Source organism: Pseudomonas beijingensis, from assembly GCF_030687295.1.
Classification (GTDB): domain Bacteria; phylum Pseudomonadota; class Gammaproteobacteria; order Pseudomonadales; family Pseudomonadaceae; genus Aquipseudomonas; species Aquipseudomonas beijingensis.
On record NZ_CP117425.1, the window covers coordinates 1,207,826 to 1,222,415 of the forward strand.

11 protein-coding genes and 1 pseudogene are annotated in these 14,590 nt (G+C 63.3%); 11 read left to right on the forward strand and 1 reads right to left on the reverse strand.

Going from position 1 to position 14,590, the window contains the following annotated elements; translation table 11 throughout:
- Positions 1-321: 321 nt before the first annotated feature.
- Genes PSH84_RS05650 through PSH84_RS05665 form a run of 4 tightly spaced genes read left to right on the forward strand, consistent with a single transcriptional unit; the run spans position 322 to position 4,032 of the window.
- Entirely contained in the window at positions 322-1,224 is a 903-nt protein-coding gene (locus PSH84_RS05650) for a TauD/TfdA dioxygenase family protein (RefSeq protein WP_305469141.1), read from the forward strand.
- Positions 1,225-1,261: 37 nt separating this feature from the next.
- Positions 1,262-2,287 carry an ABC transporter substrate-binding protein gene (locus PSH84_RS05655; RefSeq protein ID WP_122565125.1) on the forward strand — a complete coding sequence of 342 codons (1,026 nt, stop codon included), beginning with the start codon at positions 1,262-1,264 and terminating at the stop codon, positions 2,285-2,287.
- 5 nt (positions 2,288-2,292) lie between these two features.
- Positions 2,293-3,153 (forward strand): ABC transporter ATP-binding protein, encoded by an 861-nt coding sequence (locus tag PSH84_RS05660; RefSeq protein WP_122565126.1) that lies wholly within the window; start codon positions 2,293-2,295, stop codon positions 3,151-3,153.
- A gap of 12 nt (positions 3,154-3,165) precedes the next feature.
- Complete coding sequence (locus tag PSH84_RS05665; RefSeq protein ID WP_122565127.1) at positions 3,166-4,032, forward strand: ABC transporter permease; 867 nt, start codon at positions 3,166-3,168, stop codon at positions 4,030-4,032.
- Between the two features lie 169 nt (positions 4,033-4,201).
- Here the strand turns inward: PSH84_RS05665 and PSH84_RS05670 are convergent, their stop codons facing one another.
- The gene (locus PSH84_RS05670) at positions 4,202-4,573 is read right to left on the reverse strand and encodes a DUF6124 family protein (protein WP_305482392.1); all 372 of its coding nucleotides are present in this window, start codon (positions 4,571-4,573) and stop codon (positions 4,202-4,204) included.
- A gap of 613 nt (positions 4,574-5,186) precedes the next feature.
- Between PSH84_RS05670 and PSH84_RS05675 the strand changes: the two genes are divergently transcribed.
- The 7 genes and pseudogenes from PSH84_RS05675 to PSH84_RS05705 all read left to right on the forward strand — a co-directional run bounded on the left by PSH84_RS05675 (position 5,187) and on the right by PSH84_RS05705 (position 14,514).
- On the forward strand, positions 5,187-5,675 hold the full coding sequence (locus PSH84_RS05675) for a cell division protein (protein ID WP_305482393.1): 489 nt from the start codon (positions 5,187-5,189) through the stop codon (positions 5,673-5,675).
- A pseudogene (locus PSH84_RS05680) lies at positions 5,668-7,109 on the forward strand (TIGR01777 family oxidoreductase). Before PSH84_RS05675 ends, PSH84_RS05680 begins: the two are co-directional and overlap by 8 nt.
- 9 nt (positions 7,110-7,118) lie before the next feature.
- The gene (locus tag PSH84_RS05685; protein ID WP_305482394.1) at positions 7,119-9,554 is read left to right on the forward strand and encodes an alpha/beta hydrolase; all 2,436 of its coding nucleotides are present in this window, start codon (positions 7,119-7,121) and stop codon (positions 9,552-9,554) included.
- Positions 9,555-9,816: 262 nt separating this feature from the next.
- Entirely contained in the window at positions 9,817-10,593 is a 777-nt protein-coding gene (locus PSH84_RS05690; RefSeq protein ID WP_122565132.1) for an efflux RND transporter periplasmic adaptor subunit, read from the forward strand.
- Positions 10,590-11,909, forward strand: a complete 1,320-nt coding sequence (locus PSH84_RS05695; protein WP_305482395.1) for an efflux RND transporter periplasmic adaptor subunit — start codon at positions 10,590-10,592, stop codon at positions 11,907-11,909. The genes PSH84_RS05690 and PSH84_RS05695 overlap by 4 nt, the downstream gene beginning before the upstream one ends.
- A 1-nt stretch (position 11,910) precedes the next feature.
- Positions 11,911-14,007 carry a site-2 protease family protein gene (locus PSH84_RS05700; protein ID WP_305482396.1) on the forward strand — a complete coding sequence of 699 codons (2,097 nt, stop codon included), beginning with the start codon at positions 11,911-11,913 and terminating at the stop codon, positions 14,005-14,007.
- Between the two features lie 15 nt (positions 14,008-14,022).
- Positions 14,023-14,514, forward strand: coding sequence for a GNAT family N-acetyltransferase (locus tag PSH84_RS05705; RefSeq protein WP_122565135.1), 492 nt, complete (start codon positions 14,023-14,025; stop codon positions 14,512-14,514).
- The last annotated feature ends 76 nt before the right edge of the window (positions 14,515-14,590 follow it).

A 14,590-nucleotide genomic window follows, 5' to 3' on the forward strand; every position in this document is an offset into this window, starting at 1 on the left:
GCGCTTCGCACTCAAGCGGGAGCAAGCTCCCTCGCCACAATCGTGCCATTCTCGAAGCCCTTGTGGGAGCGAGCTTGCTCGCGATAGCGGCAGGTCAGATTTTTATCTATCACTGACACACCGTCATCGCGAGCAAGCTCGCTCCCACAGGTTCTGCCATATAGTTATGCATTTTTAATATTTAAATTAACTTTCTTATACCTTTAAAGTCATCCCCCTGCGTACCTGCCGACCAATCGGCGCGCCGCACGACACAAACCAACACGGTACCGCCGTGAGTTTTTGATCGATGCGCGCCTGAAGCGTGCGTGGGAGTGATGTATGCCAGCCGTCTCTTATTCTCCAGATTCAACCGTCGCAAGCAGTGCGCCGCAGTCGTTCGAAATCCGCCCGTTCCCCGATGCCGTCGGCGCCGAGATCGTCGGGCTGGACTTGTCCCGGCCCATCAACGACCAGGATTTCGCTCGCATCCATCGCGCACACCTGGACTATCACGTCGTGGTGTTCCGCGACCAACGCATCACCCCTGAACAACAGATCGCCTTCAGTCGCCGCTTTGGCGTGCTGCAGATCCATGTGCTCAAGCAATTCCTGCTGAGCGGGCACCCGGAAATTCTCATCGTCTCCAACATCATCGAAAACGGCCAATCCATCGGCCTCGGTGATGCCGGCAAGTTCTGGCATTCCGACCTGTCCTATAAAGAACTGCCCAGCCTCGGCTCGATGCTTCACGCCCAAGAGCTGCCGAGCGAAGGCGGTGACACGCTGTTCGCCGACATGCACAAGGCCTGGGACGGTCTGCCTGAAACGCTGCGTAAAGCGGTGGAAGGCCGTTCGGCGGCGCATTCCTACACCGCGCGCTACAGCGAAACCAAATTCGAAGGCAACTGGCGCCCGACGTTGACGCCTGAGCAACTGGCCCAGGTGGCTGAAGTGGTGCACCCGATCGTGCGCACCCACCCGGAAACCGGGCGCAAGGCGTTGTTCGTCAGCGAAGGGTTCACCACCCGCATCGTTGGCCTGCCGGAGGATGAAAGCAAAGCCATCCTGGCCGAGCTGTATGCCCACAGCGTGTTGCCCCAGAACATCTATCGCCATCAATGGCAGCCCCATGATTTGGTGTTCTGGGACAACCGCTCGCTGATCCACCTGGCCGCCGGTTGCCCGAGCCATCTGCGCCGCAAACTGTATCGCACCACCATCCAGGGCGACGCCCCTTTCTGATCGGCTGCGCAGCGCGCAAAGAGCCCGGAGAATCACCATGTCCACACGCATTGCTTTTGCACCGCTGGCCGCCGCCATCGGCCTGGGCTTCAGTTTGCTGGCCGGCAGTCTGGTCGCGCCGGCCAGCGCCCACGCCGAGGGCGAGATTCGGATCGCCGAGCAGTTCGGCATCGTTTACCTGTTGCTGAACGTGGTCCGCGACCAGCAATTGATCGAGAAGCACGGCAAGGAGGAGGGCATCGACATCAAGGTCGACTGGACTCAACTGTCCGGCGGCGCGGCGGTCAACGATGCGTTGCTGTCGGGCTCCATCGACATTGCCGGGGCCGGTGTCGGGCCGTTGCTGACGGTCTGGGACCGCACCCGTGGCAAGCAGAACGTCAAGGCCGTGGCGTCCCTGGGCAACTTTCCCTACTACCTGCTGAGCAACAACCCGAAGGTCAAGACCATCGCTGACTTCACCGAGCAGGACCGCATCGCGGTGCCGGCGGTCGGTGTTTCGGTGCAGTCGCGCATCTTGCAATACGCCGCCGCCAAGCAGTGGGGCGACAAGGATTTCAATCGCCTCGACAAGTACACCCTGGCGGTTCCGCACCCGGACGCCACGGCGGCGTTGATTGCCGGCGGCACCGAGTTGACCGGGCACTTTTCCAACCCGCCGTTCCAGGACCAGGCGCTGCAAAACCCCAACGTCCATGTGGTGCTCAACTCCTATGACGTGCTCGGGCCGAACTCACCCACGGTGCTGTTCGCCACCGAGAAATTCCGCGATGAAAACCCCAAGACCTACAAGGCCTTCGTCGAGGCGCTGACCGAAGCGGCCGAGTTCGCCCAGAAGGACAAAGGCGCGGCGGCGGACACCTACCTGCGGGTGACCAAGGCCAAGATCGACCGGGCGACCTTGCTGAAGATCATCGACAACCCGCAGATCGAATTCACCGTCACGCCGAAAAACACCTACCCGCTGGCCGAATTCCTCTACCGCGTCGGCGCCATCAAGAACAAGCCGGCGTCGTGGGAAGATTATTTCTTCCAGGACGCCAAACCGTTGCAGGGGAGCTGATTGCCATGAACGCGCTTTTGCAAGGCCACGTGGCCAGCAACGCTACCCGCACCGACACGGCATTGTTGTCGGTGGATAACGTCAGCCTGGAATACCGCACCCCGCAGCGTGTGGTGCGGGCCACTCATCAAGTGAGTTTTGAAGTCGATCCGGCGGACCGCTTTGTATTGCTCGGGCCGTCCGGGTGCGGCAAATCCACGCTGCTCAAGGCCATTGGCGGTTTCATTACGCCGTGCGAAGGCGAGATTCGCTTGCAAGGCCAAACCGTCAACGCGCCGGGCCCGGATCGGATCGTGGTGTTCCAGGAGTTCGACCAGCTGCCGCCCTGGAAGACCGTGAAGCAGAACGTGATGTTCGCGCTGCTGGCGTCCGGCACGCTCAAGCGTCGCGAGGCCGAGGAGCGGGCGCTGCACTATCTCGACAAAGTTGGCCTGGCGGCGTTTGCCGATGCCTACCCCCACACGTTGTCCGGTGGCATGAAAGCCCGGGTCGCGATTGCCCGGGCGTTGGCGATGCAGCCGAAAATCCTCCTGATGGACGAACCCTTCGCCGCCCTCGATGCCCTGACCCGACGCAAGATGCAGGAAGAATTGCTGCTGCTCTGGGAGGAGGTGCGTTTCACCTTGCTGTTCGTCACCCACTCCATCGAAGAAGCCTTGGTGGTGGGCAATCGCATCCTGTTGCTGTCGCCGCATCCAGGGCGGGTCCGGGCGGAAATCCACAGCCATCAATACGATTTGCAAAGCCTCGGTGGCGTGGGGTTCCAGCACACGGCGCGGCGTATCCATCGGTTGCTGTTCGATGAGGGCCCGTCGCCGGAGACCGAGCGTGAGCTGGATTTCGCTGACATCCGTATTGCGTATTAAGGGGAGCGTTTCATGAGCCAGTTATCGCCTGCGCGCGAAGAATACGAAGTCGACCTGCAACCCCTGACCCAAGTGCCGCTGGAACGCGAGTTGCCCCTGGGTCAGCGCCTCTGGCAACAGAGTTGGCTGCGCAAAAGTTTGATCCTGTTATTGCTGGCGCTGGTGTGGGAGGGCGTGGCGCGTTACCAGAGCAACGACCTGCTGCTGCCGAGCTTCTTGCAGACCGCCAGCGCGTTGTATGACGGTTTGCTCAGCGGCGAGCTGCTGGGCAAGGTGTGGATTTCTTTGGTGGTGCTGCTCAAGGGCTATCTGCTGGGCATCGTTTTGGCGTTCGGCCTGACCACGCTGGCCGTGTCGACGCAATTCGGTCGCGACTTGCTCAGCACCCTGACCTCGATGTTCAACCCGTTGCCGGCCATCGCCCTGTTGCCGTTGGCGCTGCTGTGGTTTGGCCTGGGCCAGAACAGCCTGATTTTCGTGCTGGTGCATTCGGTGCTGTGGGCGCTGGCGTTGAACATGTATGCGGGGTTTCTCGGTGTATCGGAAACGCTGCGCATGGCCGGGCGCAACTACGGGCTCAAGGGCCTGCGCTTTGTGCTGTTCATCCTGATCCCGGCGGCGCTGCCGTCGATCCTCGCCGGGTTGAAGATCGGCTGGGCCTTCGCCTGGCGCACGTTGATCGCCGCCGAACTGGTGTTCGGCGCCACCAGCGGCAAGGGCGGCTTGGGCTGGTACATCTTCCAGAACCGTAATGAGCTGTACACCGACAAGGTCTTTGCCGGGTTGGCGGTGGTGATTTTGATTGGGTTGTTGGTGGAGAATTTGGTGTTTGATTCCCTGGAGCGGGTGACGGTGAAGCGTTGGGGGATGCAGCGTTGACTAGGTAATACTCCTTGCCAGGGCTTTGGGTTGTCTGGGCTGACGTCATCGCGAGCAAGCTCGCTCCCACACTGGGGCGGTGTTGTGTCTCGATATTGGGTTCGACACAACCTCCCCCTGTGGGAGCGAGCTTGCTCGCGATGGCAATCTTCAATTCACCGCAGGCCTGTCAGCCCGCCGCTTGAACCTCCAGCCGATCCATCGCCCGCTCCACCAACAAATGCACCCCGTCGGCCATCCGGCTGATCGCCAGGATGACGCTACGGCGCAAACCGTCCACATCATCAGCCAGGTCAGCGGCGATGGCGCTGATGGACAGCAAGTCTTCGGAGGCATTGGCCAGCAGGGTTTCGGTGTCGATGTCCGGTGCGACCATGAAGAGTTGGGCGGTTTGGGTTTTGCCCGGGGCTTCATCGGTGGGTTTGGGGTTGAGGTAGTAGTCGAGGACGCGTTGGGCGGTTTCGTCGAGTTTTTTTGAGGCTGGGGTTTCAGCGCAGGTTTCAGGTGAGGATTGTGGAGGATTGGGCGTGGGCTTGAACATAGTTTGGGCTTCCTATTCAATTAAGAACCGCCCTGGCTCGCTTGCACGCGATGTAAGGGTGGCAGCTATGAGAGGGTGTGCAAGACCGAGTAAAGAACGCCCAAAAACTCGGCAGACCCGAAGGTCTCCCCCCACACAGCCGCCATAAAATACGAGCACGAATGCTCTATAAATGGCTGGTGGCATTTATTGGGCGTGTTTTTAACGGACTTGCACGTCCGTGTCACCGTTTTTTCAGTGACAAACCCAGACTAGCGGTGGGCCCGAAGGCGGACAAGTTCACCAACATCGCCGCAACTTGAAGGAAATCTCCTAGGACTCTGCTGTAGGTAAGCGGTACACAGAACCTGTGGCGAGGGGATTTATCCCCGCTGGGCTGCGCAGCAGCCCCCAAATGGCTGAAGACCAACAACCTGACACACCGAGGCGGCTGGTTTTAGGGCTGCTGCGCAGCCCCGCGGGGATAAATCCCCTCGCCACAACGGTATTCGGTGCCGGTTTCATGCGCTCCAGGCGGCGGATTTTATTTATCTCCGTCCCGCCCATTAGCCAAGTAAAGCCCCTCCCATTTCCTTTAGACTGGCCGCCCTCAAGCAAGCCTTCAGGACATGGAATGCCAACCCCTAACCGCACCCTTCGCAACGCCCTGGTCATTTGGTTGTACGCGGCGGCCCTGATGCACCTGCTCGCCGGCCTCAAGCTGACCTGGGCCGGTCACTCCGGCTTGCTCGACGGTTATCTGAACACCATCGAGCAGGCGTTCTGGGGCGCCAATGTCGTGCCCGCTACGGCCCGCACGCAACAAGTCTGGTGGCTGGCCTTGTTCGGCGCCACGTTGCAAAGCTATGCGCTGTACATGCTCGCCCTCGTCCATATCGGCAATCGATTGAAAAGCGCCATGCCTTGGGGCTGGATAATCGCCGGCATCCTGCTGTGGGCGCCTCAGGACATGCTGATTTCCGCCCAGGCCCAGGTCTGGTCGCACCTGTGGTTCGACAGCATCGCCCTGCTCGTTTTATTACCGCCGCTGTTCTGGCTCTATCGCCATGACCGCCGTACCTCCCTGACTGACAACGCGTCGAGTGATTCAAACCATGGCTGATTTTTCACTGCTGGACTGGGCCATCACGTTGTTGATTGCCCAGGCAATCCTCGGTGCGCTGGATACCCTCTATCACCACGAACTCACCGTCGCCTTGCCCTACCGCCACAGTGCGCGGCTGGAGCTGTCGATCCACGCCTTGCGCTCGTGCTTCTACGGGATTCTGTTCCTCGGCATGGCGCATTTGGCCTTTGAGGGGACGTGGGCGATTGTCATCGCGCTGCTGTTCGCCTTGGAGATCGGCCTGACGCTGTGGGACTTTGTGGTCGAGGACCGCAGCCGCAAACTGCCGGCCATCGAACGCATCATGCACACGGTGCTGGCGGTCAACGGCGGGGCCTTCTTCGCGCTGTACGGCGTGCAACTGGCGCAGTGGGCGAGTTTGCCCACTGGCCTGAGCGGGATCGACCTGGGTTGGCGCGGCTGGCTGCTGACCTTGTTCGCCATCGGCGTCACGGCCTCGGGGATCCGCGACGGCTTGGCAGCCTTGCGCATGCAGCGCGCGGGCAAGCCCGCCAACCCGTTTGCCGGTGGCGCCTACAAACGCGTGCTGGTCACGGGGGGCACCGGGTTTATCGGCGAGACGCTGGTCAATCAACTGCTCGACGCCGGGCACACGGTCAGCGTGCTGGCCCGTGACCCGTTGAAAGCGGCGTATCTGTTTGACGGCCGCGCCCGCTGCCTGCGTTCGCTAGGCAAGCTGGGGCATGAGGAAACCTTCGATGTGCTGATCAACCTGGCGGGCGCGCCAGTGGCCGGGCCGCGCTGGAGCCCCAAGCGCCAGGCGCAGCTCATTGCCAGCCGGGTCAACACCACCGAGGCCTTGATGGCCTGGTTGAAAAACGCCCGGCACAAACCGGCGTTGTGGATACAGGCCTCGGCTGTCGGTTTTTACGGCGTGCGCGATGCCAGCGAAAGCCTCGATGAAAGCGCCACCCGAGGCGATGGCTTCATGGCCGAACTCTGCGCGCTGGGAAGCCTCGGCGTTGCCCGCCACCGAGCTGGGCGTGCGCCAGGTGGTGATGCGCCTGGGCGTGGTGTTCGGGCCGGGCGGGCGCATTGTTGCCGCTGCTGATTCCGTTTCGCCTGGGGTTCGGCGGGCGGATGGGCGATGGTCGGCAAATCATGAGTTGGGTGCACCGCGACGACGTGATTGCCGTCGTCGCCCGCGCTTTCGATGACGAACGCTTGAGCGGCACCTATAACCTGGTGGCGCCAGAAACCGTCAGTCAGGCGCTGTTCGCCGAAAGCGTCGGCAAGGTGCTCAAGCGTCCGGTGTGGTTCCACATTCCTGCCGCGCCGGTGCGTGCCTTGGCAGGTGAGATGGCCCAGCTGTTTTTCGACGGCCAACGCGTGGTGCCCAATCGTCTGGTCGAGGCCGGCTATACGTTCCGTTATCCGACGCTCGACGCTGCCCTGCGCGACCTGGCCTGAGGACCGCCCATGAGTAAGCCCCGGATGTACCTGCTGGCTGGCAACGGCAGCGCCGCCGATTGGTGGGACGACGCCTTGCCGCACTTTCAACACTATGACGTGGTGCCGCTGGAGCTGCCCGGCTTCGGCAACAACCCCCAAGCTCCTTGCGAGGACCTGGCGGCCTATGCCCAGGCGTTGTTGGCGGTCACGGACAAGGGCAGCGCGATCATGGCGGTCGGGGTCAACGCCTTGCTGGTGCTGCACGCCTTGCAACGTCAGCCGGGGCACTTTTGCCGCAGTGTGTTGCTGGCGCCGGTGGGCGCATTTTTGTGGCAGCGGCGACTGCCGGCATTGATGTCGCCGCTGCCGATTCGCAAGACCATTCATTGGCTGCTGGCGAACAAACCAACGTTGTTTGCCCACAAGTTTTCCAGCCAGGCCTGGACGCCCGCGCAGTACCAGCGCATGGGCGCCGGCTATGCCCGCTGCCGCGCCTTTGTGCCGCACTGGGACCTGGTGCGTGCCGACACCGCGTTGCCGTTGCTGGAGTGGATCAGCGACCCGGTCGAATTGGTGTGGGGCGATCAGGACAAGGTGCTGGGCGTCGCCCAAGCGGCGGCCTGGTCGGCCATTCTTGCCCGTGCCGATTTGACCATCAGCCTGAAACCCGGCTGGGGTCACTATCCATGGATCGACGCACCGGCCGAGTTCGCGGCGTGGCTGGAGTCCGGCGAGCGTGGCTTCGTCGCGCATACCAAGGGCGGACGCTTGCGCCTGGCGGCACTGGCCGGGCAGCCGGTGCCTGCGGCGTTGTCGCTCAACGATTGCGATGATCCGCGCTTGCCGAGCTTTCTGAAGAGCCAGCCGGACGCTCTCTGGGCCGTGCGTTCCTCCAGTTATGGCGAGGATCAGGCCGATGCGGCCAATGCGGGCTTGAGCACCACGTTCCTGCGTGAGCCGACCGGCAACGTACCGGCGCGCATTGCCGAGTTGAGCGCGACGGGTGTCGAGGAAGTGGTGGTGCAGCGTTTCATCACGCCACGGCTGTCCGGGATCGCCTTCGTGCGTCACCTGTCAGTCGAACTGGAGTGGGTCGAAGGGCATCTGGAGTCGTTGGCCGATGGCAAGGTGAGCCCCGAGCGGGCGATCGTGTCCCGTCTCGGTGAGTCATGGAACAGCGGTGCATTCAAGCCAGCCCATGGCTTGACCGCCGAGGCGCTTTGGCGGTTTCTCCAAGGCGTACTGCGGGTCTTTCACTATGTGCCCGGCGACGTCGAATGGGCCTGGGACGGCACGCAACTCTGGCTGCTGCAATATCGGCCGATCAGCGACTACGGCTGGCGCCGGCACCTGACCGCCGCCAACATCGCCGAGATCCTGCCGCCGCAACCCAGTGTTCTGGTGGAGTACGCCCAGCGCCGTGCGGCGGCAAGCATTCCGGCGATCATGGCGCGTTGGGATTCACGGGTGCTGCAGGATAACGAGCCTTTCACGGCGGTGTTTGGCGGTGCTTCGTATATCAACAACGACCTGTTTCTCGCCCGACTGGCCGACTGGGGCATCAGCGCCAGCAGCTACGCCGGTGAGGTCGGTGGCGCCACCCCGCATCTACCTTGGCGGCCCCTGCGCCTGGTGCGTTCGCTGCCGTTGTTCCTGCGTATGCAGCGCATCGCGCGGGGTCATTTGCTAACACTGGAAAACGGTTTGCGACGCTTCGATAGGGAGCTGCATGAACTGACCGCAGAGGGCGCTGGCGGCCAGCAATTGGCTGACTGGTTCACCCGGTTCTATGTGTTCGTGGTGCAGGGCAACCTGTGCATCGCGACCGCGTTGGCCAGCAGCGGCGGCGATCTGCTGGGGCGGCCTCCAACCGCCTATGACGACCTTGAACACAGCCCTCATCGCCTGCCGTGGGAAACCGACCCGGCGACGCCACGCCCGGCGCCGACCGAGTTGCCGTTGCAGGCATTCCCTCAATGGCCGTTGGCGATTCGCCTGGCCCATGGCGCCGGTCTGCCGGGGTTGCGCGGTTACTACCTGCAAGTGCGCGAATGGTATCGCGACAACCTGATGCGGATTTTCTTTCGCCTGCACCACGCCATGCCGACGGGGGACCGGGCACAGTGGTTCGCGCCGCACCCGGACATTCGCAGCCGTGACGGCAGTTTCTGGCAGGACGGTCGTGAAGGCACCGAGCAGGCGAGCGGGTTCCTGATCTATCCGGGTCAGGCCCAAGGCATTCTGGGCGAGGACATCCTGCTGGAAGACACCTTGGACCCTGGCCGCCACGCCCACTATCAAAGCGCCCGGGCGGTGATTGCACGCATGGGTGGGCGTTTGTCCCACGGCTCGACGCTATTGCGTGAACTGCGCAAACCCTCGGCGGTATTGCCTCAGGTCGATGTGGCTTGGTTGGGGCGTGAGGTGGTGTATTGCGATGGTGAGTTGACGTTGGTGGAGTAGACCTGCGCGATGATCCGTCGATCACAGAACCTGTGGCGAGGGGATTTATCCCCGCTGGGTTGCGAAGCAGCCCTGAAAGCAGTCACTCGGTGTGTCGGGCTGCGGGTCTTCAGCCATTTGGGTCTGCTGCGCAGCCCAGCGGGGATAAATCCCCTCGCCACAGAGCGTGTATGACCAGCAGATTTCATACCTCTCACCGCTACTCCCTTGACGCCCCCCACCGCTGTCGTAGACTCCGCCCATCCGTCAGGGAGTAACGGTCATGCGGCGTTTGAGTAGTTGGGTTGTGGGATTGGCCTTCATCACGTGCGGAGTTCAGGCGCAAACGCCGGCTTCCGACGATCCGTTGCTGGAGAGCAACATCTCGGCCAATGCCTCGGGCAGCGAGGCGCGTGGGGTGCTTCGGGCGCGGGATCAGGCCGTGCTGGCCAGTGAGTTGGCAGGGCGGATTGTCGAGTTGCCGTTCAGTGAGGGCGAGTCGTTCAAGAAGGGCGACACCCTGGCGCGTTTCGATTGTTCGGCCTATCAGGCCCAGCTCAATGCGGCCCAGGCGGCCAGCCGTGGTGCCAGTGAAGAGCTGGCCCATAACCGGCAGTTGGCGGCGTTGAAATCCGTTGGGCGTTTCGAGGTGTCGCGGGCCGAGGCGCGGCTCAGCGAAGCCCAGGCGCAGTCCCAGGTGTATCAGGTTCAGGTCAAGCGCTGCAGCGTGATCGCCCCGTTCGACGGGCAGGTGGTGGCGCGCAAGGTCCAGCGTTATGAAAGCGTGGCGGCCGGCGCGCCGTTGCTGGACGTGGTCGACAACCGCACCCTGGAGATTCACCTGCTGGTGCCCTCACGCTGGATGGACAGGCTCAAGCCCGGCCAGCCCTTTACCTTCGTCCCCGATGAAACCGGCAAGCCGTTGCAAGCGACGGTCAAGCGCCTGGGGGCGCGCATCGACGAGGGTAGCCAGACCCTGCTGCTGGTGGCGAGCGTGCCGGATGCCTCTGGCTTGTTGTCCGGCATGAGCGGCACGGCGCGTTTTTCGGAGTCGAAGTGAACGCGCCGATAACGGGTAACGCCGAGCAGGTGTTTGCCCGCTTCCTTGACCTGGAGCGCCAGACGCGGGCCGCACGTACGCCGGCGCAATTGAGCTATAGCCTGGTCAACGACGGCCAGGCCTTGTTCGGGTTTCGCCACGCCGCGTTGTTGATTGCTGGCAAGGTCCAGGCCGTGACCGGCGTCAGTACCGTGGAGCCGAATGCGCCGTTCGTGGCGTTTGTCGAGCAGGCGGTGGCGCAACTGTTCAAGCAGGGCCTGTTGAATCAAGCTCGGGTGATTGCCGCCGATCTTGTGAGCGAATCCATCCGGGCAGACTGGCGCAGCCTGTCGGCCGGGCAGGTGTTCTGGCTGCCGCTGATCGATCATCAGAGCCAGGTGTTCGGCGGGTTGTGGTTGGCCCGCGACCTGCCATGGACCCCGCCCGAACAAGTGCTGCTGTCGCAATTGGGCGACACCTACAGCCACGCCTGGCTGGCGCTGCAACCGCGCAAGCCGTGGCGCTTGCGCTGGACGCGCAAGCGCCAGGTCGCCCTAGTGGCGGTGTTGCTGCTGGGCTTGCTGATCCCTGTGCGCCAGTCCGTATTGGCCCCGGCCGAAGTGGTGCCGTTGGGCGGGCAGGTGGTGGCGGCGCCGTTGGATGGGGTGATCGCCGAGTTCCTGGTCAAGCCCAACCAGGCCGTCAAGAACGGCGACCTGCTGCTGCGTTTCGAAAGCACCAACCTCAAGGCCCAGGCCGATGTGGCCGAGCGGGCGTTGGGCGTGGCCGAGGCCGAACTCAAGGCGAATTCCCAGCGCTCGTTTGCCGACGCTGAATCCAGCTCGAAGATTGACCTGCTGGCCGCCCGCGTCGAACAGAAACGCGCCGAGCGCAACTACGCGCTTGAACTGCTCAAGCGCAGCGAAGTACGCGCCGAGCGGGACGGCATCGCAGTGTTCGCCGACGCCGAGCGTTGGCTCGGCAAGCCGGTGCAGACCGGCGAACGATTGATGGAAATCGCCGATCCGAACCAGGCCGAGTTGCGCATTGAATTGGCGGTGGGCGACGCGATTGCCTTGGAGCCTGGCGCGCAGGTGGCGTTGTTTCTCGACAGCGACCCGTTGCAGCGCCACCTGGCCTGGCTCGAGCGCTCGGCCTATGAAGCGCAGCCTACCGCCGCCGGGCAACTGGCGTATCGGTTGGATGCGCGTTTCGATGCCACGGCGCCGCGCATTGGCCTGCGGGGCACGGCGAAGGTCTTCGGCGACCGCGCGCCGCTGGCGTTGTACTTGTTGCGTCGGCCCCTGGCCGGGCTGCGCCAGAGCGTCGGCCTGTAGCATGGACCTGCCGAGCCTGCGGCCAGACCTGCAATTGTCCCCAGCGGCACCGGACCCGGACGGTTCACCGCAATGGACCTTGGCCGACCCGGTGCGCGGGCGCTATTTCAAGCTTGGCGCGGCGGCGATGCGCATGTTGCGGCATTGGTCCCTGGGCGATCCGGAACAGGTGCTGCAGGCCGCGAACCGTGAGCCGGGCCTGCCACTCAACGGTGAATCGCTGGAGCAACTGCTGGGCTTCTTGCGCGGCCATGATCTGATCAGCGCGATGGACCCGCAACAGCGCGACAGTTACCTCTTCAAGACCGCCGCACAGCGCCAGAGCCTGTGGCAGATCCTGCTGCATCAATACCTGTTTTTTCGCATTCCGCTGTGGCGCCCGGACGCTTTTCTCAACCGGGCCTGGCCCTGGTTGGCGCGGTTCGGCCCCAGGATTCTGCGCTATGGCCTGCCGCTGACCCTGGGCCTCGGCATCTTCCTGGTGTCGCGGGACTGGCAGCGCTTCATCGCGACGTTTCCGCACCTGTTCAGCCTGGGCGGTGCGCTGGCGTTCGGGGCGGCGTTGCTCTTCGCCAAGTTGTGCCACGAATTCGGCCATGCCTTCATGGCCAAGCGCGCCGGTTGTCGTGTGCAAAGCATGGGCGTGGCGTTCATGGTGCTGTTGCCGATGTTCTACACCGACGTCAGCGACGCCTGGCGTATCAACGATCGCCGCGCACGGTTGTTGATTGGTGCCGGTGGAGTCCTGGCCGAATTGCTGCTGGCGTGCATCGCGCTGCTGGCCTGGTCGCTGCTGCCCGACGGGCCGGCACGCACCGCGGCGTTCATGCTGGCCAGCGCCACCTGGATCACCACGTTGATCATCAACCTGAACCCCTTCATGCGTTTTGACGGGTATTTCCTGCTCAGCGATTTCTGGGCGGTGGATAACCTTCAGGGGCGTGCGTTCGCCCTGTGCCGCTGGCGCCTGCGCGAAGCCTTGTTCGGTTATGGCGCGGCGGCACCGGAACCCTGGTCGCCGAAGATGCGCCGCCGTTTGCTGGTGTGGGGATACGGCTCCTGGCTGTGGCGGGCGCTGTTGTTTTTCGGGATTGCCCTGGCGGTCTATCACCTGTTCTTCAAGGTGTTGGGCATTTTTCTGATGATGGTGGAATTGGTGTGGTTCATTTTTATGCCCATCGTGAATGAGTGGCGGCAATGGTGGAGCCGCCGTGAGCAAGCCCACGGTGGGCGGATGCTCCTGAGCGGCCTGGTGTTGATGGCGTTGCTGTTGGCGTTGCTGTTGCCCTGGCGCAGCGCGGTGGAAGTACCGGCGATGCTCGAAGCCGGGCGGGCCAGTGCCTTGCATGCGCCGGTGGCGGCACGGGTCAAGCAGGTGAATGTGCGCGACGGCCAGACCGTGGCCCAGGGCGACGTGTTGATCGAGCTGGAGTCTCCAGACATGGCCTCGCGCCTGGCCATCGTGCGCCGGGAAATCCAGATCCAACAGTTGCAGATGCGCCGTCAGGCCGGGCGCAGTGAAACCGCCGCCGATGCCGGCATCGTCGAACAGCAACTGGCCGAAGCGGTGGCCGAGTACCGGGGCCTGGTGGCCCAGCGTGAACGCCTGTTGTTGCGTGCGCCCCATGCTGGCCAGGTGCGCGACTTGTTGCCGCAACTGTCGGTAGGTCGCTGGCTGTCACCGACCCAGGCGTTGGCGCGGGTGGTGCAGACCGATTCACGCTTGCGCGGGTACCTCACCGAAGCCGAGCTTTGGCGGGTCGAGCCGGGTGCCACGGGGCGGTTCATCGCTGACGATCCGATGCACACGTCGATTGCCGTGCAGTTGAATGAAATCGACACCAACGGCGTGGCCTGGGTCGAACAGCAAGCGTTGACGTCCGACCATCACGGGCCGATTGCGGTGCGCCGCGATTCGCAGCAGCGGGCCGAGCCGGTGCAGGCCCAATACGGCGTGCGCCTGAGTGCAGTGGACGACATGTCCGCCCCGGTGCAGCCGCTGCGTGGCGTGGCGGTGTTGCAGGGCAAGGGCGAGTCGGTGTTGGGAGCGGCCTGGCGGCGGTTGGCGGCGCTGGGTGTCAGGGAAAGCGGGTTCTAGTTCTAGGGAGCGAGCATGGATTCAGTGGCGGCAGAGGGATTGGTGGTGCGTCCATCGCGGGTCAGCGATGGGCCGTTCTTGCAGGGCCTTTACCAGGCGGCACGGCCGGATCTGCAATGGATCGACGGCGAGCACGAGCAAGTGCAGCAGGTGATTGCCCAGCAGTTCCAGGTGCAGGAGCAAGGGCTGGGCGAGAACTTTCCCAACGCCATGCATTACGTCGTGGAAAAACTCGGCACCGCGATCGGCGCGTTGAGCACGGATTTCGGGCCCAATGAAATCCGCGTGCTGTACCTGGCCTTCATCCCCCAGGCCCGAGGGCAGGGCTATGGCCGGGCGGTGTTGCAAGGGGTACAGAAAGCCGCGCAACAGATCCGTTGCCCGGTGGCGACCGTGGTCTGGGCCAGCAACCCCCATGCACGCCGGCACTACCTGGCGCTGGGTTTCGAGGTGCAGGAAAGCAACCCGGCGGCGGAGAGATTGGTCTGGTATCCGAAAGGCAACTGAGTGATCCCTCTGTGGGAGCGAGCTTGCTCGCGATGGCGTCAGCCCGGACCACAGGTTCCCGGGTGGATGGAGGATT

Bases quoted from the DNA above. Each gene is read 5' to 3' on its own strand.
- PSH84_RS05650 (WP_305469141.1), top strand. From the start codon at position 322: ATGCCAGCCGTCTCTTATTCTCCAGATTCAACCGTCGCAAGCAGTGCG.
- PSH84_RS05655 (WP_122565125.1), top strand. From the start codon at position 1,262: ATGTCCACACGCATTGCTTTTGCACCGCTGGCCGCCGCCATCGGCCTG.
- PSH84_RS05660 (WP_122565126.1), top strand. From the start codon at position 2,293: ATGAACGCGCTTTTGCAAGGCCACGTGGCCAGCAACGCTACCCGCACC.
- PSH84_RS05665 (WP_122565127.1), top strand. From the start codon at position 3,166: ATGAGCCAGTTATCGCCTGCGCGCGAAGAATACGAAGTCGACCTGCAA.
- PSH84_RS05670 (WP_305482392.1), bottom strand. From the start codon at position 4,573: ATGTTCAAGCCCACGCCCAATCCTCCACAATCCTCACCTGAAACCTGC.
- PSH84_RS05675 (WP_305482393.1), top strand. From the start codon at position 5,187: ATGCCAACCCCTAACCGCACCCTTCGCAACGCCCTGGTCATTTGGTTG.
- PSH84_RS05685 (WP_305482394.1), top strand. From the start codon at position 7,119: ATGAGTAAGCCCCGGATGTACCTGCTGGCTGGCAACGGCAGCGCCGCC.
- PSH84_RS05690 (WP_122565132.1), top strand. From the start codon at position 9,817: ATGCGGCGTTTGAGTAGTTGGGTTGTGGGATTGGCCTTCATCACGTGC.
- PSH84_RS05700 (WP_305482396.1), top strand. From the start codon at position 11,911: ATGGACCTGCCGAGCCTGCGGCCAGACCTGCAATTGTCCCCAGCGGCA.
- PSH84_RS05705 (WP_122565135.1), top strand. From the start codon at position 14,023: ATGGATTCAGTGGCGGCAGAGGGATTGGTGGTGCGTCCATCGCGGGTC.